This window comes from Pedobacter petrophilus (genome assembly GCF_009674725.1).
Taxonomy (GTDB): Bacteria; Bacteroidota; Bacteroidia; order Sphingobacteriales; family Sphingobacteriaceae; genus Pedobacter; species Pedobacter petrophilus.
The window spans coordinates 50,427-69,038 of sequence record NZ_WKKH01000003.1 but is presented as its reverse complement, the minus strand read 5'-3'; the positions used below and the strand labels follow the sequence as shown (position 1 = coordinate 69,038).

General features: G+C 37.2%; 20 protein-coding genes. 10 read left to right on the top strand and 10 right to left on the bottom strand.

The window, feature by feature from the left end; translation table 11 throughout:
- Positions 1 to 84: 84 nt before the first annotated feature.
- The gene (locus tag GJU39_RS02625; RefSeq protein WP_154279138.1) at positions 85 to 1,386 is read right to left on the bottom strand and encodes a short-chain dehydrogenase; all 1,302 of its coding nucleotides are present in this window, start codon (positions 1,384 to 1,386) and stop codon (positions 85 to 87) included.
- A gap of 444 nt (positions 1,387 to 1,830) precedes the next feature.
- Between GJU39_RS02625 and GJU39_RS02620 the strand changes: the two genes are divergently transcribed.
- Entirely contained in the window at positions 1,831 to 3,339 is a 1,509-nt protein-coding gene (locus tag GJU39_RS02620; RefSeq protein WP_154279137.1) for a malate:quinone oxidoreductase, read from the top strand.
- A gap of 73 nt (positions 3,340 to 3,412) precedes the next feature.
- Here the strand turns inward: GJU39_RS02620 and ytxJ are convergent, their stop codons facing one another.
- The 5 genes from ytxJ to GJU39_RS02600 form a co-directional block, all read right to left on the bottom strand.
- Positions 3,413 to 3,745, bottom strand: coding sequence for a bacillithiol system redox-active protein YtxJ (ytxJ, locus tag GJU39_RS02615; RefSeq protein WP_154279136.1), 333 nt, complete (start codon positions 3,743 to 3,745; stop codon positions 3,413 to 3,415).
- Positions 3,746 to 3,833: 88 nt separating this feature from the next.
- Positions 3,834 to 3,956: a hypothetical protein gene (locus GJU39_RS24045; RefSeq protein WP_280790404.1), complete on the bottom strand. Its 123-nt coding sequence runs from the start codon at positions 3,954 to 3,956 to the stop codon at positions 3,834 to 3,836.
- 50 nt (positions 3,957 to 4,006) lie between these two features.
- Entirely contained in the window at positions 4,007 to 4,498 is a 492-nt protein-coding gene (gene ribH / locus GJU39_RS02610) for a 6,7-dimethyl-8-ribityllumazine synthase (protein WP_154279135.1), read from the bottom strand.
- A 65-nt stretch (positions 4,499 to 4,563) separates the two neighbouring features.
- Complete coding sequence (locus GJU39_RS02605; RefSeq protein WP_154279134.1) at positions 4,564 to 5,238, bottom strand: LytR/AlgR family response regulator transcription factor; 675 nt, start codon at positions 5,236 to 5,238, stop codon at positions 4,564 to 4,566.
- A 36-nt stretch (positions 5,239 to 5,274) separates the two neighbouring features.
- Positions 5,275 to 6,813, bottom strand: a complete 1,539-nt coding sequence (locus tag GJU39_RS02600; RefSeq protein WP_209437580.1) for a sensor histidine kinase — start codon at positions 6,811 to 6,813, stop codon at positions 5,275 to 5,277.
- 178 nt (positions 6,814 to 6,991) lie between these two features.
- Here GJU39_RS02600 and GJU39_RS02595 point away from each other — a divergent pair, with 178 nt between their 5' ends.
- The 6 genes from GJU39_RS02595 to GJU39_RS02570 all read left to right on the top strand — a co-directional run bounded on the left by GJU39_RS02595 (position 6,992) and on the right by GJU39_RS02570 (position 11,656).
- A complete protein-coding gene (locus GJU39_RS02595) occupies positions 6,992 to 7,339 on the top strand; it encodes a Spx/MgsR family RNA polymerase-binding regulatory protein (protein WP_154279133.1) in 348 nt (115 codons plus the stop codon).
- Between the two features lie 69 nt (positions 7,340 to 7,408).
- Complete coding sequence (locus GJU39_RS02590; RefSeq protein WP_154279132.1) at positions 7,409 to 8,149, top strand: carboxypeptidase-like regulatory domain-containing protein; 741 nt, start codon at positions 7,409 to 7,411, stop codon at positions 8,147 to 8,149.
- Between the two features lie 92 nt (positions 8,150 to 8,241).
- The gene (locus tag GJU39_RS02585; protein ID WP_167515632.1) at positions 8,242 to 10,218 is read left to right on the top strand and encodes a M1 family metallopeptidase; all 1,977 of its coding nucleotides are present in this window, start codon (positions 8,242 to 8,244) and stop codon (positions 10,216 to 10,218) included.
- 155 nt (positions 10,219 to 10,373) lie between these two features.
- Positions 10,374 to 10,784 (top strand): RidA family protein, encoded by a 411-nt coding sequence (locus tag GJU39_RS02580; RefSeq protein ID WP_154279130.1) that lies wholly within the window; start codon positions 10,374 to 10,376, stop codon positions 10,782 to 10,784.
- 5 nt (positions 10,785 to 10,789) lie between these two features.
- A complete protein-coding gene (locus GJU39_RS02575; RefSeq protein ID WP_154279129.1) occupies positions 10,790 to 11,407 on the top strand; it encodes a class I SAM-dependent DNA methyltransferase in 618 nt (205 codons plus the stop codon).
- Positions 11,408 to 11,434: 27 nt separating this feature from the next.
- Positions 11,435 to 11,656: a VF530 family protein gene (locus GJU39_RS02570; protein ID WP_154279128.1), complete on the top strand. Its 222-nt coding sequence runs from the start codon at positions 11,435 to 11,437 to the stop codon at positions 11,654 to 11,656.
- Between the two features lie 3 nt (positions 11,657 to 11,659).
- Here GJU39_RS02570 and GJU39_RS02565 read toward each other — a convergent pair whose 3' ends face one another.
- From GJU39_RS02565 to GJU39_RS02555, 3 genes are all read right to left on the bottom strand, one after another.
- On the bottom strand, positions 11,660 to 12,646 hold the full coding sequence (locus tag GJU39_RS02565; protein ID WP_154279127.1) for a polysaccharide deacetylase family protein: 987 nt from the start codon (positions 12,644 to 12,646) through the stop codon (positions 11,660 to 11,662).
- Positions 12,647 to 12,817: 171 nt separating this feature from the next.
- A complete protein-coding gene (locus GJU39_RS02560; protein ID WP_154279126.1) occupies positions 12,818 to 13,198 on the bottom strand; it encodes a GtrA family protein in 381 nt (126 codons plus the stop codon).
- A gap of 1 nt (position 13,199) precedes the next feature.
- A complete protein-coding gene (locus GJU39_RS02555) occupies positions 13,200 to 14,840 on the bottom strand; it encodes an ArnT family glycosyltransferase (protein WP_154279125.1) in 1,641 nt (546 codons plus the stop codon).
- A gap of 84 nt (positions 14,841 to 14,924) precedes the next feature.
- On the opposite strand from GJU39_RS02555, the gene GJU39_RS02550 reads away from it, so the two are divergent.
- The 3 genes from GJU39_RS02550 to GJU39_RS02540 all read left to right on the top strand — a co-directional run bounded on the left by GJU39_RS02550 (position 14,925) and on the right by GJU39_RS02540 (position 17,604).
- Complete coding sequence (locus GJU39_RS02550) at positions 14,925 to 15,641, top strand: pyridoxine 5'-phosphate synthase (protein ID WP_154279124.1); 717 nt, start codon at positions 14,925 to 14,927, stop codon at positions 15,639 to 15,641.
- Positions 15,642 to 15,686: 45 nt separating this feature from the next.
- Entirely contained in the window at positions 15,687 to 16,580 is an 894-nt protein-coding gene (locus GJU39_RS02545) for an EamA family transporter (RefSeq protein WP_154279123.1), read from the top strand.
- Between the two features lie 460 nt (positions 16,581 to 17,040).
- Positions 17,041 to 17,604, top strand: coding sequence for a hypothetical protein (locus tag GJU39_RS02540; RefSeq protein WP_154279122.1), 564 nt, complete (start codon positions 17,041 to 17,043; stop codon positions 17,602 to 17,604).
- Between the two features lie 33 nt (positions 17,605 to 17,637).
- On the opposite strand, the gene GJU39_RS02535 is transcribed toward GJU39_RS02540, so the two are convergent.
- Positions 17,638 to 18,486, bottom strand: a complete 849-nt coding sequence (locus GJU39_RS02535) for a hypothetical protein (protein WP_154279121.1) — start codon at positions 18,484 to 18,486, stop codon at positions 17,638 to 17,640.
- Positions 18,487 to 18,612: the final 126 nt, after the last annotated feature.

Here is an 18,612-nt window from a genome sequence, read left to right as displayed (position 1 = left end):
AAGTTCGAAGGTTAAAATGTTTGGTACTTGTAATAAAATAACGGTTTCCAAGATGCAGCAATTAATAGAGATCAGGGTTGTGGGCTATTTTAAAAAGCCTTTCGCCTGATCCAAAAATCGTCCGCCAGTTTTCTTTAGCGTTTTGGTGCTTCCTTTTGCTTTCGAAGTATAACTGCTCACTGCGTTAGAAAGCTGCTTAACTTTTTCAATTCCAGAAACAATTTCTTTAGCATGCGGCACATTATTGTTAATCATAACTTTCTCCCAGTCAATTTTTGCCAGTACCGCGATCATGTATTTTGTTGCAATGCCAGCCATAAATGCCTTGTCGTAAACATTTTTCAGTGCACCTTCAGGGTCTCTGTTTTTTTGGTAATCGATGGTTTTTTGAATTGCTTCCCGTTCGTTATCAGATAGCAAATTGCTTTTTTTCAGTTTTTCTAATGCCGAAATTGCCTTCTCCGGGTTATCTCTTTTAAGATTGAGGTAACTATCTACTACCAATGTAAGCTCATTTTGCAAACCCAGGGTATTCATGTCTTTCAAAAAGAGTTCAAAATCTTGTAATGATCTTTCTTCATCAATTTTTCTATCCATACGCATCCGGTCAAATCCTCTAAAAAGATAGTTCATCCCATGAAAGGCCAGATGCGTCTGTTCATCACCTAAATTGCTCCAGCCAAAAAAGGCTTTAGTGTAAGGCAGTGGAATTTGTTGGTTTTTATCTAACCATTTGATGTTTCTGGTTAAACCATCTTCTGATAAATAGTATAGGTTATTGCTAAAGAAAAGAAATCCCCTTATAAATTCGAGTAGTGTTTTGACTTCACCATCTTCGAGTTTTTCTGGTTCGGTTTTAGAACATTCGTAAAGTGCAATCGGCTGACCCAGATCCCGAGTTGTCAATACGGCAACGCTCAACGCAGCATGCTCAATGTTTTGGTTATTAATTTTATTCCGGTCGGGATAAAAGCTTTTTGCTGCTATTTTCCCGGTTCTCATGGCAATAATGCCATCAACCAAGGTAGGGAAAACATCTTCATCAGTTTCTTTAACAAAGCCTTTTACCGACCGATATTCTTTATAAAGTTTTAAGGCTTCTAAAATAGAAAGTTGGTCTTTGCTATTGGGATCTATAGATTTTAAAGTTCGTAGTGTACTTTCGGCCTGCCGGGAAAATTTTTGATACTCAGGCAAAGTTGTATCCTGTATAGCTGCAGAACGGATAGCCAGCTTTGCATATTTGTAGAAAACAATTTTATCATAATTTAAATTTTCTTTAAGCTTTACCTGATCGAGTTCGAGCATAATCTGATCAGTTTTTTCTCCCCCGCAGCCGGCCATTATGATAACGGTGAACAGGAGGATAATTTCTTTAATTTTCATTTGGAGTTAAATTAGCTATTTAAATGCGGTAAGTTAAAATTAAGATATCAAACTGGATGAAAAAAGCATCGCGATAGCATATTAATTCGCTATTGATTAATTTCATATCTGTCTGAGATTTTACATCTTTTCCCTATAATACCTGATTTTAAGCAAATATTTTCTCCAGTAGATGCCACATGATTTGATAGAATAACTGATTGGTTTTTTAATGCTTTTTAACCAAATGAAAATTTATGAAATCTATTTATAAGTTTTTAATGTTGCTTTAATGTCGTATTTGATTTTATGCACATTGAAAGTAATATTTGGTTTAAACTTTGCTATGATATTGATTTATGGCGTGGAAATGTTTAATTTTTTTGCAATATTTTCAAGTTTTGATCTGTCAAAATTCGTCGTATGTTTAAAATGATTCTAAATTTGTAACTCCTTTAATATAAAATGACAAAAAAGAAAAAGACAGTTGGCAAAACTGACGCAGATGTGATTCTAATTGGCGCAGGTATTATGAGCGCAACCCTTGGTGTTTTATTAAAAGAGTTAGAGCCTGATTTAAGTATAGAAATTTACGAAAGACTAGACATTGCTGCCGCTGAAAGTTCGGATGCATGGAATAACGCTGGTACAGGACACTCTGCTTTTTGCGAATTAAACTATACGCCAGAAAAGGCTGATGGTACTGTTGAAACGAAAAAAGCAGTTCAAATTGCGGAGCATTTCGAAGTGTCTAAGCAATTTTGGGCTTATCTGATCGAAAAAGGATTGGTTTCAAATCCTGCAAATTTCATTCGTAAAATCCCTCACATGAGTTTTGTTTGGGGCGATAAGAATGTAGAATATCTGAGGAAACGCTATGATGCATTGCAGAAATGCAATCTGTTTAGCGATATGGAATATACAGAAGACGCAAAAGTAATTGATACCTGGGCACCGCTGATTATGGATGGGCGCAAAAAAGATGAAAAAATTGCGGCTACTAAGATGGATTTGGGAACAGATGTTAATTTCGGCTCTTTAACCCGCGATATGTTCAATCACCTGAAAGAACAAAAGAATGTTAATCTTTATTTTAATCATGAAATTCGTGATCTGAAAAAAAATAAAGATGGTAACTGGATTATTAAAGTAAAAGACTTAGAGACTAACGAAACCCGTAAACGGGTAGCCAGGTTTATATTTATAGGCGCCGGGGGAGGGTCATTACCATTATTGGAGAAATCTGGAATCCCGGAAGGTAAAGGTTTCGGCGGATTTCCGGTAAGCGGCCAATGGCTAAAATGTACCAACGATGAAATTATAGCTAAACACCATGCAAAGGTTTATGGCAAGGCAGCTGTTGGCGCACCACCAATGTCGGTTCCGCATTTGGATACCCGAATGATCAATGGTAAGCAAGCATTGCTTTTCGGCCCTTATGCAGGTTTTTCTACGAAGTTCCTTAAAAACGGATCATTCCTGGATCTCCCAAAATCTATTAAGTTCAATAATATTCGCCCGATGATTTCGGCGGGATTACACAACCTGGATTTAACGAAATACCTGATTGAACAGGTAAGACAATCGCCGGAAGACAGACTGGATGCTTTAAAAGAATATTTACCTACTGCAGAATTAAAAGACTGGGAGCTTGAATATGCCGGACAAAGGGTACAGGTGATTAAGAAGGATGAGAAAAAAGGAGGCGTTTTAGAATTTGGTACAGAAGTGGTAAGTGCTGGAGATGGTTCTATTGCAGCTTTACTTGGCGCATCTCCAGGTGCTTCTACCGCAGTTTCTATCATGCTGGAATTGCTGGACCGTTGCTTCAAAGAAGATTTAGCTACAGACGAATGGCAAAATAAGATTAAAGAAATGATCCCTACTTATGGTAAAGAACTGGCAAACGATGCTACATTGAGCAAAACAACCAGAGAAAGAACATCAAGGGTGCTTGAAATAGAAAACGCTTAAACTAGAAATTGAGCAATAAAAAAAGGACATGAAAATTAATTCTCATGTCCTTTTTTATATCGTTAAATTGTTATTAGGCAGCAATCACTTCTGCTACTTCTTCTGCAGAGATATCACTATGTGATGCTTCTAAAACACAGTCACCATTTTTAATTAATAAAATTTGTGGAGATTGATGTGCCACATTGAAAACTTCAGCAACTGAATTTGAGATTTCCCGGTAGCTGATCAGGTCCAGAAAGTAAAGTTTAGTATCTTCCGGAATCACATCCCAGTTAAATTCGAAATTTCTTTTTGCCATCATCGAAATAGAGCAACGTGTACTGTGCTTGAAAATCAAGCTATAGCCGTCAGCACTTTTAATTTCGTTTAACTGATCTGGCGATGTTAGGTTAACCCAAGTCATAATAAATATAGTTTATAGCCACAACAGTTGCACTGAAGATAATGTTCTGCAAATGACGTAAAAATGAAAATTCAAGAGGTTTTGGAGCTTAATTTCTTCTGCGTTTACCTTCAGGATAAGAGTTGTAAGCAGGGCAAAGTTTTGAAGAACAAGATTCTAAAATGGTAATGGTGCTAAACACCGCCAATAATAAGATGGCTACTTTTTTCATTAGATGTTAATTTAATGGGCTAAGGTACAAATAGTTTACGAAAACCCAAGTTAAATATTTGCAGATAAATCGGCCATTTTTATGGCCGTTATTGCAGCTTCATCTCCTTTATTGCCATGTTTACCACCTGCACGATCTTGAGCTTGTTCTAAATTGTTAGTGGTTAATACCCCAAAAATAACAGGCTTGCTGTACTTAATGCCAACATTGGTTACGCCCTGGGCCACGGCATCACAGATAAAATCAAAATGTTTTGTATCACCCTGAATTACACATCCCAGGCAGATTACGGCATCGATATCACTTCTTTTATTTAATAATATTTCAGCGCCGACAGTTAACTCAAAACTTCCGGGAACAGGTAAAGAGATAATGTTTTCTTCTTTTACACCGTTTTCTATCAAGGTTTTTAGCGCACCATTGTATAGCGCACCAGTAATTTCTGCATTCCATTCGGCTACAATAATTCCGAATTTATAGTTTGCACCATTTGGTACGGTGGTGTGAGAGAAATCTGACAGATTTTTGAGTTGTGTTGACATGCCACAAAGATAACGCTAAGCTTTGAATGTTGGAAACATTAATGTTTAACGGTTGTAAGTTTTAATCACATTAACCGGATGCCGCTATAAGTTGCACCTACCGGGATGATCTTTTGGCCTATCCAGATCTGATTGCGATCGAACTTTGAGATTTGATTCTTCGCAACAATGAAGGCCCGGTGGCACCTGATAAATTCTTTTTTCGGCAACAGTTCAGCCAGGTCGTTTATTGTAATTCTGGAGCTTAGCAGCTTCTCTTTTAAATGAATTTGTGTATAATTTCCAGATGCTTCGACATAAAGAATATCGGCCAGTTCCACTTTAATTTGTTCGTAGCCATCCTTTATAAAAATGTGTGCTACTTTAGCTTCCGATTTTTGGTTTCTAAGGTTGTAAAGTTCATGCGCCTTGTTGCAAGCCTTTAAGAAACGGGAGAGTGAGAAAGGTTTCAGTAAATAATCAATCGCATCTAGCTCAAAACTCTGCACTGCATGTTCCGTATATGCAGTTGTAAAAACCACCATTGGCGGGTTGTTTAAACTTTTCAGGAAGTCGATTCCACTGATATCGGGCATTTTAATATCCAGGAAAATTAAATCAACTTTATGATGTTGCAAAAAGCTGATCGCCAGAAAAGCATCTGTAAAAGTTTCAGTCAGATCTAAAAAAGGAACCTTCGCCGCGTGTGATTTTACAATATCCAGCGCAATGGGTTCATCATCTATGGCAATAGCAATCATCTTTTAATTATTCAAAGCAGCAATATAAGTATTAGATTAATCCAATTGTAAAGTTAAATGAACAAAAAATTCTTTGGCACTCTCACGGATAATCAACTCATGTTTGCCGTAATAAAGTAAGGATAACCTTTGCTTTACATTTTCCAGTCCAATGCCGCTTTTTAGTTTTTCAGGATCATTATCTGCTTTCGTATAAATGCTATTGCTAATATCAAAATACAATGTACTTTCTTTAGTTTGCAGCGTAATCTTGATGTAAGAGGGTTGTTGCAAACTAATCCCATGTTTAAAAGCATTTTCGATAAAAGGAATCAGTAACATCGGGGTAATTTGCAGGGTATTAATCTGCTCCTCAATATGGGTGTCAATTTTAATATCTGCAGAACGGGATGTCCTTAATTTCTGCAAATCAATGTAGTTATTAAGGTATTCTACTTCGCGGGTAAGTGAAATTTTATCCTGTGTATTTTCATGGAGCATAAACCGCATCATATCACCAAGTTTCTGAATCCCTTCGCCTGTTCTTTCTGCATTTTCCTGCAAAGCAGTGCCAAATAACGTATTTAGGGCATTGAACAGAAAGTGCGGATTAATCTGAGATTTTAGAAAGTTTAAATTCGCATCAGATTTACCGAGTTCCGTTTTCAGCATCTGAATTTCGCTAAGTTTCTCAAATTTATTTTTGTAGATAAACCAGGCTGCCGGGGTGGTTATACAAATTAAACTGATCGAGGTTAAGATTAGGGTAATGGGAATTGCTGGTCCGCCCCGCATAAAACTGGCAAGAAACAAAAGTAAAATAAGTATAATGGGAACAGTTAAACCAACATTTCCCCAAAAGAAACGGCCGAACCCTTTTTGTTCTTTTCTCAGGTGAGGAATGAGATGATAAATGGAAAGGAAACAGACCAAAATATTGATGGGTGGACCAATGAACCAGAAAAGTAGAAATTCATAATCAAAACCGGGTGAGAGTACTACGGCTAAAATCATTAGCGATATCAGCCAGATTCTTGTTGCGATAAATATTTCCTGAATAATATTCTTGTTATACCTTTTTAAAAAGTTACTCTTGTTTAAAAGTGTTATTCCCTGTTCGTTAAAGAATGCGTAAACATTAAACAGCAGGTAAAGAAAGAAGATATAAGTAAATGCTTCGCCAAAAAATACACCATAGCCATTGTTTAAATCGTCGAACTCTACCAGCCGATAGGCCTGTGAATAAGTATTGGCAACCATCCAGGTTACGATAGAAACGGCTGTTACCAGAATGGAAAGGATAATGTTTAATGTTATATTATTCTTCCGCGCCAGTTGCGGCATGAAGCAGAAATTAAAAAGAAGAAAACTAACATAAAGAATGCTGATTTTAAATAGTTCTGGCAGGAAGAAATTTTTCATTACAGAGAAATCTATCGACTGCTCAGAAAAACGCTGGTTAATGCCAGATCCATAAGTGGTTTGTGAGCATACACCGATTAACGCGAGAATGTAAAGTGTGGTGGAAATCCAGAACTCCAGCTGGTTAATGTTTTTTTCCTTCGAATTGGCGATATCTCCTGATAAGACGTACATATTGATGTTTTTATATACTACAATGCTACAAAGACTAATTTATTTGTGATTTAAAATGTGATGTATAATGTAAAAAATGTGATGAACGAATATTCCCCCCAACTCAATCATTCAAAAGGCAATCATTACCTTTGTCCTAACATTCACTTATTCAACATTCATTCATTCAATAGTTAATATGGTCGTTTACGGAATCCCCAACTGCAATACAGTAAAAAAATCACTAGACTGGTTAAAAGCACATCAAATCGATTTCGAATTTCATGATTTCAAGAAGAAAGGAATTACACCGGAAAAATTAAATAAATGGTGTGATACTTTTGGTTGGGAAATAGTATTAAACCGTAAGGGTTTAACCTGGAAGAAGTTAACAAAAGAAGAGCAGGCTACTATCGATAATCAGGAAAAAGCCATCACATACCTGGTAGAAAATACCAGCGCCATTAAACGCCCGATTATAGAAAAAGAAGAGGTTGCTATTTTAATTTCCTTCGATGAATCACTTTATAGTCAAACACTAGCTTAACTCAATTGTTCTAATGTTAAAGTTTGTTAAATGCGGGCTTTAAACACTTTACTAATTTATTTTTGACCTATGTATAAGCTGATCATCTTTTTTCTCCTCGCCCTACCTTTTGGAGTGTTTGCGCAAACCGTAACTACAGGTACTGTATTCGATTATTCTAAAAAAACAATATCATTACCTGGTGTTTCTGTCCGCAACATTAACAGTAAGAAAACAACCAGCACAAATAGAGAGGGTAAATACACTATTGCAGCTACAGTTGGCGATTTAATTGAATTTTCGGCAGTAGGTTACCATACTGACACCTTATACTTAACCAACTTATTAAACAGAACAATCTACCTGCCGGTAAAATCTAATAGTTTGGCAGATGTTGATGTGAGAGGGGTACGAATGAACAGCCAGATCACAGATGCTAAAGATCCGCTGGCAGAAAAATATACCCTCTTAAATACAGGTGGAAATCTCCAGAGAAAAAGAATGACTGATAAAGTTGGAGGTTTGAATTTGAACCTGGGTTACGGAAAATACAAAAGACAACAACGGAAAGAAGCAGATCTTGAAGAAAAAGATATGTATCTCGAAGAGATCGATCAGAATTTTAGTGAAAAAGCAGTTACTGAATTAACGAAATTACAAGGCGAAGAACTGAAGAGCTTTATGGTTATTTATCGTCCATCTGTAGAGCTGGTAAAAGCAGAAAGGCCATATCGATACAATTATTATATCTCCAGGGCATATGTTGCCTGGCAAAAACTCACTCCGCAGCAGAAAAAACTACAGGATTTGCCAAAATTGAAAGAGAATTAAGTAAATTTATATTCCAGAGGTAACATTATAAGCACATATTTCGTCATATGTGCTTATTCTTTATATTTACATCCGTAATACAACTTATTAACATGAAAATAACCAAACTAGTCGCTTTGTGCGCGCTTAGTTGTGCGTCTGCATGCGCTGCTTTTGCACAACAAGCTGCACCAGTATCAAATTACAATTCTGCCGAAGCGTTCGGACCATTGTTCTACACTCAAAATGGAAACGAATTTCGTTCCGCAATTGGCGCACCGGGAGCTAAATATTGGCAAAACCGGGTGGATTATAATATCACTGCCAACCTTGATGAAACCCAAAACTTAGTAACCGGTTCGGTTACGCTGACTTACAAAAACAATAGTCCGGATCAATTGCCGTATTTATGGCTACAATTAGATCAGAATACTTTTAAAGAAAATTCCCGTGGCAAACAAATTACACCATCGCGTAGCCGATATGGTGCTCAGGGAGAAAAATTTGATGGTGGCTATGAAATTAAAAAAGTGATGGTATCGAAAAAATCAGGGGATGTAAAGTTTACTTCACTGATTGAGGATACCAGGATGCAGATTCGTTTAGATCAGCCTTTAGCTGCAAACGGCGAAGTTATTACCATTAAAATTGATTACGCTTATGTAGTGCCAAAAGAAGGATCTGATAGAACAGGTCATTTAACCACTAAAAATGGCGAGATTTTCGCAATTGCACAATGGTTTCCACGGATGTGTGTGTATGATGACGTAATGGGATGGAACACTTTGCCTTATTGGGGTGGTGGCGAATTTTATTGTGAATATGGAGACATCAATTTTGCCATTACAGCTCCTGCAAGCCACATCGTGATGGGTTCTGGTGAATTACTAAACCCTGCTGAAGTCTTTACACCCGAGCAATTAAAAAGATGGAATACTGCAAAAAACAGTGATGAAACTGTGCACATTCGTTCAGAAGCTGAGGTTACTGATCCTAAATCCCGCCCTGCGAAAGACAAATTAACCTGGAAATACAAAATTATAAATGCCCGCGATGCAGCATGGGCTTCTTCAAAAGCTTTTGTTTTAGATGCAGCTAGAATCAACTTGCCAAGTGGTAAGAAATCTTTAGCTGTTTCTGCCCAGCCTGTAGAAAGTAATGGTGTGGATGCCTACGGAAGAGGTGTAGAATACGTAAAAAGTACTATTGAACATTATTCTACAAAATGGTTTGAATATCCTTACCCAATGGCGGTTAACGTAGCCACAAATATTGGTGGGATGGAATATCCTGGGATTGTATTTTGCGGATGGAAAGCTAAAAAAGGAAGCGCATGGGGTGTAATTGATCACGAATTTGGACATACCTGGTTCCCGATGATTGTTGGGTCTAATGAACGCAAGTTTGGTTGGATGGATGAGGGCTTTAATACCTTCATCAATGGCATTTCATCTAAAAACTTTAATAAAGGAGAGTATGCTCAGCGTACAACCAATATGAATACTATTGGGAAGCAAGTTATTGGCAATCCAAAATATGAAAATATTATGCTGATGCCTGATGGGATGACAGAAGCAAACATTGGCGTTAACTTATATGCAAAACCAGGATGGGGACTGGATATTTTGAGAAATCAAATTTTAGGCGAAGATCGTTTCGATTATGCTTTCCGTCAATATATTAAAAACTGGGCATTCAAGCACCCTACACCTTATGATTTTTTCCGCTCGATGGAAAACGGTTCCGGAGAGAATTTAGCATGGTTTTGGAGAAGCTGGTTCTTAAACAGCTGGAAAATGGATCAGGGCATAGGTTCCGTTCAGGAAGTTAAAACCGATGGAAAACTAACAGGTTACACCATAAAAGTGTTAAACTTAGAGAAAATGCCAATGCCAATTATCTTGCAGGTTAAAACGAAAAGCGGTAAAACAGATATCATAAAACTTCCGGTTGATGTTTGGATGAAAAATAACAGCTGGTTGGTTTCTTATCCTACGACAGAAGAAATTACTTCCGTTACTTTAGATCCTGATAAGGTTTTGCCTGATAGCAATCCAGATAATAATACCTGGACAGCGGGAACAAATTAAAGTATAGCGGTACCGGTAAATTAATTCCATCGGTAATTACTTATAACCTTAACATTTTTAAGCCGGGCAATGGTAAAACTGTCCGGCTTTTTTATTGCAATAAGTCTACAGTTTCGAACACGGAAATACATAATTTAGTTGCTCAAGTTATATTTATGAAAGAGCATTCTTTAGAAATAAGCAATCCAGCTGGTATTTATGATCCCCGCGCCCATGCTTACTCGCATGTAGCAACTGTAACTGCAGCTGATTTATTGGTTTTTGTAGCCGGCCAGGGTGGGAGCAAAACAGACGGAGTTTTAAGTGAAGATTTCAGAACCCAGGTGAAAATCGTGTTCGAAAATATCGAAACCGCATTGGCTGGCAAAGGGCTTAAAATGAATCACATCGCAAAATTAACGACACTTGTTGTAGATTATGATGATCAGAAACATGAAATCCTGATTGAAGAATCTACCAGAATATGGCCTGATCTGAAATTCCCGGTGAATACCCTGATTCCTGTTGCCAGGTTAGCTTTAGCAGGGATGTTAATTGAAATTGATGCAACTGCCGTAAGTTTTTAATAGCGATGGAAGAAGAAAGCTTCGAGCGTGAGCATGTTTTTAAGGTTTATGATAAAATTGCAAACTGGTTTTCGAAAAACCGGGATCATGTTTTAATAGAAAAGCAATATCTCGATGATGTAATTAAATTGATTCCGGCTGATGGCGAAATATTGGATTTAGGCTGTGGAAACGGAAAACCAATATTGGAATATTTAAATCATTTGGGATTTAAAGTAACCGGTGTAGATGCAAGTGAAAAGATGTTGGATCTGGCCCGGCTAAATTTTCCTCAAGTCACTTTTTTACAGGAAGATATGCGCAATCTTCAATTGACTAAAAAGTTTGATGCAATTATAGCCTGGCACAGTTTCTTTCATCTGCCTGCAGCAGATCAATCCAAAATGTTTAGCATTTTTGCTCATCATCTTCAGGAAAATGGCATTCTCCTGTTTACTTCTGGTACCGAAGAAGGCGAGGCCTGGGGATTTATTGGTGGTGAGCATTTACATCATGCTTCGCTTGATCCTGCCAGTTATCAATCCATTTTATTGGAAAATAACTTTACGATTTTGAAACATCATGTTAATGATGAAAGCTGTGGAGGTGCAACAGTTTGGATGGCGCAATATATTCCTTCATAATTTTGTGATTTAATTTACCTTTGTGCTATGGCAGAAACGCAGAAGAATAATCCTTTACACGGGATCACCCTTGAGAAAATTGTAACTGATTTGCAGGTTCACTACGGTTGGGAAAAACTTGGTGCCTTAATCAGGATTGATTGTTTCACCAATAACCAAAGTATTAAATCGAGCTTAAATTTCCTGCGAAGAATGCCCTGGGCACGTAAAAAAGTAGAAGATCTGTTTTTGGATACCTTTCATAAGTAGCAGTTACCGCTCAAATTCTTTTTCTAACCCTTGCCTTAAATCGAACAATAACCATTGTTTATTTTTCACCTCAGCTTGTTTAGTTTTGAGTAATTGAAGGAAATCTTTCACGCCAATTTCTTCATTTCCATTGCCATGAATCAGTACAATACTGCCTGCATTCGGCTGCTGCCCTTTGGCAAGCCAGGCATCGCTGCCAATAGGAATTAAGCCGTAAGCGATTATTTTATCCACAATACTTTTATCTGATACCAATCCTGGAAATCTAAAAAATACAGATGGGATTAAGCCATTTTTCAGCATCAGCTTTTCATTTTCTAAAACTTCCATATCCATGTTTGTTCCAGGGGCTAATAAAAAGTTTTCTGCTAATGGCAATGAATTTACCTCATGATTATAAGAATGGTTTACCCAGGTGATCGTTAACGCTTTCTTATCAATCAGGCTCTTTAGCCAGTTCAAATCATCCTGATGTTTTAGCATCCACTTTCCAGAAACGGAAACTGCTAAAGGAGTAGGCTGCTCTGTTTTATTAAATTCATCAAAAACAGACTGAAAAATAATCCGGTCTAAACTTTTATGCGACGGACATAAATCGATGGTTAGCGTGATGCCCTTTTCTCTGGGGATGGCATGATCAATACCGGCATTTTGTAACTGCAGATCTCTCGCTGCTGCTGTTTCCAAAGATTTAATATAAGGACTGTTTTTGAAAATGGCCAAAACATTCGGCCATTCTAAACTATTGATGGAGTAATGGCTGGCCAGATCGACTTTTGTATCTAACGTTGTTGGATCTACCAATAGGAAATACTTTTGCTTATCATTCGTAAAACTTCTAATCGCGATTAGTTTCAATATACCGTTAGATGCGCTGTAAAAGTTAGTTTTATAATGCCCGATGTTGTTAAATGGCTGCGCATAATTATTTGAATACAATAAGAGCAAAGCAAAGAAAACAAAGTGTGAAAATCTTGTTGCAGTCATCATTCCTTATTTGAAATCTTTCTAATTTAATTCAAAAATTTTATCTTTACCAATAGGCAATGAACAAAGAAAAGGTAAAATTATGGTTTAAGCGTGTAGGCCTGTTCGGGTTTTTATTCTTTTTAATAAAAGGATTAATCTGGCTTGTTGTCTTCTACTTTATCGGGAAGAATGTTACTTAAATGTGAATAACATATTTGCCAGAAAGTTCCATACAAATACGATTACAATAGCAAAAAATTTCGCTGCGTAGAAGTTAGTTCCATTTTTCCGCTGATGAAAAAGGTAGATGATGAAGGTATTTAAGCCCAATCCAATTAAGCTTACTATCAGAAACTTACCAAATTCTGTTCCCCAGTGCATATTGGTACTTTGAAAAGTCCAGGCACGGTTTATTAAATAGTTATTGGTTACCGCAAGGGAAAAGCCGATGGCGTTGGCAACATATTTATTAACCTTTATTTTTTCTTTAAACAGCCAGGTTGCTCCAAAATCTATTGCCATTCCGAGTAGGCCTGTTAATCCAAATTTTATGATGCGGAAAAATACGTCCATACTAATGCAATTTAACGAGATAGAAGTGTTCTAAAACCTGAGGGCGCGTTTTCGCATTTAAAAATTTACCGGTTAATTTAGTGGTGTGGAAGTATTCGAAAGATTTTAATACTTCAGCTTTGTATTCACTTTTTAACCTAGGAAGTTCAGCTTCTGGTACATAGATTATCAGATTTTGTTGATCTTTAATTCTATCTAAATCTTCATAATTATGTAGGTACTTCACTTCGCCTGGCGCATAAAAATCAAAAGAAAAAGCATCAATATAATTCAAAACAGCAGGTGTTGCAGCGGGATGATTTTTCTTAAGCCATTCACCTGCAATGCCTCCGGACTGGTATTTTAATATAGCCGGATAGAAGAATATAAAAAGGAAAAGCATTAAGCCTACCGATACAAATACACTTCTTGCAATAATGGTTTCGAGCCTGATTCCTTTGAATAAGATAAAAGAACCCCCTAAAACGACCGAGAGCATTCCAATTATGAGGTAAGGATAATCAAATCCGTAGACAATACTTAAGGCAGAAAGCAGTATAAAAACCAGGATAGCTAACGCGTTTTGCACCTTGAAGAAAATGTTAAGACTTTTACCTTCCAGCTTTTTCAAATAGAGTGCTGTAATAATCGAAAATTGTGGAAAGATGATTAGGATGTAATGTGGTAACTGAAATTTTGAAAGTGAAAATATCAAAAAAGTAACCGCGGCACTCGCCCAAATCATAATGCTTTCCGGTGCCAGGTCAATTCTGTTTTTTTTCTTAAAAAGATTGATCGCTGCGGTGTAAAATAAAATCGACCAGGGTAAAAAAGCCCAAAGCGTGGTGTGCAGGAAAAAAGAAAGATCACCTTTACCTTTAATTGGGCCATTATTAAAAAAGCGACCAAACTGGCTATCCCAAAAAAAGAATTTTAAACCCGAAACACCTGTTCTGTTGAATACAATTTTCTCAGGATGTAAATCAAATTGTGTGTAAAGCGAATAAAGTTCTGGCGTAATAAATACGAAGATTAATACGATTGCTATCCACCATTTAGGTTGCCATAATTGTTTATATTGTTTAGTGAATAACCAGTAGATGATGAAACCTGCGAATACCGGAATTAGTACAAAAATACCTTTAATTAAAATGGCGCAAGCTGCAAAAAATGATCCGGCAATAAGGTGCCAGAAAGAACCCTGGTGTGCTTTATAGTAATGATAAATGGAGGCAAGGGTGAAGGTGGTGATATAAATTTCTGCCCTGACATCAAAAGTTGAGGTAATGATGTGGAGCGCGCTTAAAAAAATAACAGAAGAGATTAAAGCAGTTTTCTCATCATAGATAGCGCTCGCAAGTTTGTAGAGGTACCAGGCACCCAGCAAGCCAAAAAGGAAAGATGGCAATTTATAGGCAAAAGCAGTAATCCCAAACATTTTAAAAGATGCTGCGGTAATCCAAAAAGTTAAATGTGGTTTGTCTAACCAGTCTGCACCCCGCCCGTAAAGGTTAAACCAATCCTGGAAGAGAATAATGTTTTTCGACATGGATGCATACAATGCGCCATCAGGTTCCATTACGCTCCCAAATAATGCAGGGATACTCGCCAGCGCAAGTAAAACGATCAGGAGTTTATATAGTGTTGTGTCCTTTAAATTCATCTTGATTCGAACAAATATGAGCAAAAAAAAGTCAAATTTCTTCAACGTTTCCGATTAACAAAGGCAAAGCCTTATCTTTGAGGCATGACAAAGTTATCGGTTAACATCAATAAAATTGCTACACTTCGCAACAGTCGCGGAGGTAATAATCCTGATTTAGTTAAGGTTGCATTAGATTGTGAACGCTTCGGTGCGCAGGGGATTACGGTTCATCCGCGGCCGGATGAGCGTCATATCAGGTACCAGGATGTGTACGACTTAAAGGCCGCAATTGCAACAGAATTTAATATCGAAGGCAATTGCCGTGAGGATAAATTTGTCGATCTGGTACTTGCGAACAAACCAGCTCAGGTTACTTTAGTACCAGATGCTGAAGGTCAGATCACGTCTAACCATGGTTGGGATACCATTAAAAACAGAGACTATTTAAAAGAGATGGTTGGTGTTTTTCAAAAAGAAGGCATCAGGGTTTCGGTTTTCGTAGATCCTGTTGTGGAGATGGTAGAAGGCGCTGTAGAAACGGGTACAGATAGAATTGAGTTATATACCGAAGCTTATGCGCATAATTATTATGCCGATCGTGAAAAGGCGATTGTTAATTATATTGCTGCAGCACATCATGCGAATAAATTAGGCTTAGGGATTAATGCGGGGCATGATTTAGATTTGCATAACCTTCATTACTTTGCCCAAAGTATCCCAGGCTTATTAGAAGTTTCCATCGGTCATGCCTTAATTAGCGATGCGCTTTATTTAGGGTTGGAAACCACCATTCAAAAATATTTACAGCAACTGGCTTAGAAACGTATCTCTTGATACTTGATTCTAAATACTTGATACAATCGAATGTTAAAAGGAATTCTCCTTGTCTTTTTTGGTGCCTGTAGTTTTGGCATCTTATCTACTTTTGTCAAGCTTGCCTATCACGAAGGTTATACTTTAGGTGATGTAACTGGTGCGCAGGCGTTTTTCGGCGCTGTTATTTTATGGGCACTATTTTTCTTCCAAAGTCGAACGTCAGCTTACAAGGCAAAAGAAATTAAAATTGTAACACCATGGTGGAAAATGGTGCTTGCCGGAACTTGTACTGGCTTTGTCAGCGTTTTTTACTATCAATGTGTAAAACTGGTTCCAAATTCTGTTGCGATTATTTTGCTGATGCAATTTATCTGGATGAGTATTTTACTTGAGTTTTTGATTTTTAAAAAGAGACCTTCAGGAATACAATTTGCGGCAATTTTATTGGTTTTAGGAGGAACAGTATTAGCCAGTGGAATGGTGGAAACCAGTATTTCAGCATTAAACCTCACTGGAATTGGTTTTGGCCTATTGGCGGCATTGTGTTATGCAGGCTTTTTGATGCTCAGTGGCCGAATTGGAACCGAATACCCGGCATTGAAAAAAAGTGCCCTGATGATTACGGGAGCCTGTATCTTAATTTTTATACTTTTCCCTCCTGCATTTCTGTTTAATGGCGCTTTAGGTGGGAGTTTATTAAAATGGGGTTTGATTATTGCTGTTTTCGGTACGGTAATACCTCCGCTGTTTTATGCTGAAGGTGTACCGAAAATCGGGACGGCCTTAAGCTCTATTTTGAGTGCTGCAGAACTACCGGTGGCAGTAATGATGGCAGGTTTTATATTGCAGGAACAGGTGTCTTTTTTAAGATGGGTAGGCGTTGCCATTATTCTGTCAGCAATGGTGTTGCCAAATTTGAAGTATTTGAAACGGACGAGGTAAGTTTTTAACCGCAAAGTTCGCGGAGTTTAAAACGCAAAGAACGGTAAGGTTGGGGTAAAAAGCTTGGTTCAAATTAACCACCAAGCACACAATGAAATCGCGCAGCACACACCTAGATTTGGGTAATATATAGATTTGGGCTCTTGGCTTCCTTTGCGATACACTTTGTGTCTTTGATGTTATGAACTTTGATATTTAACCACAAAGAATTGGAAGTTAAACGCAAAGGGCACAAAGTTGGGAGGCTAAAAATAATTATTAACTACCGTGGAAACATAAATGCATTCACAGACAAACTAGGCTTAGCTTAGACTTTACATTTATCCTTTGCTTCCTTTGCGAAATACTTTTGCGTCCTTTGCGGTTGCACCTTCCTTAATTTCTTCCTATACGAAACACTTTGCTTCCTTTGCGGTTAAACTAAAATTAAATACCTTTAAAAAAGCATAAAGCAATCAACATGAAAAAAATTACCATTTATATTTTGTCCGTTCTTATAATCGGCTTTGCCGGATGTAAAACCAAAGTCACCATTAATCAAGATGAAGCTGGCGAAGTTATTACGGATTATTTAAAAGCCAATCCGGAATATAAAACCATCCGATTCAAGTTTGGTGAAATTAAATTTAACAGTACAAGCGAAATGTTTGAGCTTGGGAAATATAAATCTTTAGCAAATAAAGGACTGGTTACCTTGAATTTAAAAGAGGCGAAAAAGAAATTTCTTTCTAAAGACAGTAGCTTTGTTTATCAAATTAATTTAACAGATAAAGCTAGTCCGTTGGTATTAAAACAAGATGCAGACCGGGCAACAGTTAAAGCTTTAACTTATGTTTTAGCCGACGAAAAACCAGTTAATTTTCAACAAGTAAATTCCAGTACGGCGAAGGTGACCGTTTCTCTGAAAATGATAACAACTGATTTTGGGCCTTTTGATAAAGAGGCCAGTAAAAACAGCAACTTCATTACAAAAACCTACAAATTGAAGCTGGACAAACAAGAAGGCTGGCGGGTACAGAAATAATATTGGCGTAACAGAAAGATTGACTGAATACGGTTAATCTTTCTTTTTTGAAAACCAGGTTTTAAACTGTTTAAATAGGTCAGTTTTTTTGGGTTTTGCCTTGCCATCATGAGTTAACGAATTGTCGTAATGATTTTGCAATTCAATAGCAAAGTTTTTCTCATCCTCATTGCCTGAATTTAACTCATCAATAAATCGAATGGCGTTATGGTTTAATGTGCTGTTAAACGAAACAGCAAAGTATTCGCTTCGCTGAACTGGCTTTTTATTCTGATTAATTTCCTTTGAACCGTTTTCTGAAAAATAATCGATGTGATGAATGACTGGGTTCAGTTTTTTCAGGCGTTTGGTACCTTTACGTTCATTTCGCCAGGGGTGTTCTTTCTTGTAAAGCTGCTTCAGCAGGAAATCTTTTTTCCAAAGGGTAACCTGGTGCGACATTAAAAAATCTGAAGCCTTGTTATCTATGGTGGCAATATTAAAACCCTCAATAACATTTTCAGTTGCAATTGTTTTGTAAACGGCTGAACTGTGAAGCTTAATTTGCTGGCAGTTATTCTCTATTGCAAAATCGAATAACTGATTAAAAAATGCTGCATTTACCGGTTTGCTTAACCACATATCCTCCTGAAAATAGAGTACATATTCTTCCTCCATACCATTTAATAAGGTAACCAACCGGTCTGCCCATTCACCTTTGCCCGATTTAATATTTTGAAAGCCATTCACTTTTGCATCTTTAACCTCTGTGGCAAAATAATAGCTGCATGGAATCTTAAAATTCCAGTTTTTAGAGAAAAAGTGGTCGAAGCCTCTATAAAGAAATTCATATCGGTCGCAGGCGTGAACTAATAAAGCAACGGTATTCTGGTTTTTCGGCATCAAGCGGTAATTGAAGTAATTTTCAAAGCTACTAAAATTGAATATGTTTAAGAACTGCGATTTCTCCGGTTATTAAAGTGCAAAAAAGAGGTTTGTTTACTCCCCTGGATATAGTAAAAATATAGT

What these genes read in the sequence shown, in the direction of transcription:
- GJU39_RS02555 (WP_154279125.1), bottom strand. Translation starts at nt 14,840, where the DNA reads ATGAATTTAAAGGACACAACACTATATAAACTCCTGATCGTTTTACTT.
- GJU39_RS02545 (WP_154279123.1), top strand. Translation starts at nt 15,687, where the DNA reads ATGTTAAAAGGAATTCTCCTTGTCTTTTTTGGTGCCTGTAGTTTTGGC.
- GJU39_RS02575 (WP_154279129.1), top strand. Translation starts at nt 10,790, where the DNA reads ATGGAAGAAGAAAGCTTCGAGCGTGAGCATGTTTTTAAGGTTTATGAT.
- GJU39_RS02605 (WP_154279134.1), bottom strand. Translation starts at nt 5,238, where the DNA reads ATGATTGCTATTGCCATAGATGATGAACCCATTGCGCTGGATATTGTA.
- GJU39_RS02560 (WP_154279126.1), bottom strand. Translation starts at nt 13,198, where the DNA reads ATGGACGTATTTTTCCGCATCATAAAATTTGGATTAACAGGCCTACTC.
- GJU39_RS02535 (WP_154279121.1), bottom strand. Translation starts at nt 18,486, where the DNA reads ATGCCGAAAAACCAGAATACCGTTGCTTTATTAGTTCACGCCTGCGAC.
- GJU39_RS02590 (WP_154279132.1), top strand. Translation starts at nt 7,409, where the DNA reads ATGTATAAGCTGATCATCTTTTTTCTCCTCGCCCTACCTTTTGGAGTG.
- GJU39_RS02580 (WP_154279130.1), top strand. Translation starts at nt 10,374, where the DNA reads ATGAAAGAGCATTCTTTAGAAATAAGCAATCCAGCTGGTATTTATGAT.
- ytxJ (WP_154279136.1), bottom strand. Translation starts at nt 3,745, where the DNA reads ATGACTTGGGTTAACCTAACATCGCCAGATCAGTTAAACGAAATTAAA.
- GJU39_RS02625 (WP_154279138.1), bottom strand. Translation starts at nt 1,386, where the DNA reads ATGAAAATTAAAGAAATTATCCTCCTGTTCACCGTTATCATAATGGCC.
- GJU39_RS02570 (WP_154279128.1), top strand. Translation starts at nt 11,435, where the DNA reads ATGGCAGAAACGCAGAAGAATAATCCTTTACACGGGATCACCCTTGAG.
- GJU39_RS02600 (WP_209437580.1), bottom strand. Translation starts at nt 6,813, where the DNA reads ATGTACGTCTTATCAGGAGATATCGCCAATTCGAAGGAAAAAAACATT.
- GJU39_RS02550 (WP_154279124.1), top strand. Translation starts at nt 14,925, where the DNA reads ATGACAAAGTTATCGGTTAACATCAATAAAATTGCTACACTTCGCAAC.
- GJU39_RS02595 (WP_154279133.1), top strand. Translation starts at nt 6,992, where the DNA reads ATGGTCGTTTACGGAATCCCCAACTGCAATACAGTAAAAAAATCACTA.
- GJU39_RS24045 (WP_280790404.1), bottom strand. Translation starts at nt 3,956, where the DNA reads ATGAAAAAAGTAGCCATCTTATTATTGGCGGTGTTTAGCACCATTACC.
- GJU39_RS02585 (WP_167515632.1), top strand. Translation starts at nt 8,242, where the DNA reads ATGAAAATAACCAAACTAGTCGCTTTGTGCGCGCTTAGTTGTGCGTCT.
- ribH (WP_154279135.1), bottom strand. Translation starts at nt 4,498, where the DNA reads ATGTCAACACAACTCAAAAATCTGTCAGATTTCTCTCACACCACCGTA.
- GJU39_RS02540 (WP_154279122.1), top strand. Translation starts at nt 17,041, where the DNA reads ATGAAAAAAATTACCATTTATATTTTGTCCGTTCTTATAATCGGCTTT.
- GJU39_RS02565 (WP_154279127.1), bottom strand. Translation starts at nt 12,646, where the DNA reads ATGATGACTGCAACAAGATTTTCACACTTTGTTTTCTTTGCTTTGCTC.
- GJU39_RS02620 (WP_154279137.1), top strand. Translation starts at nt 1,831, where the DNA reads ATGACAAAAAAGAAAAAGACAGTTGGCAAAACTGACGCAGATGTGATT.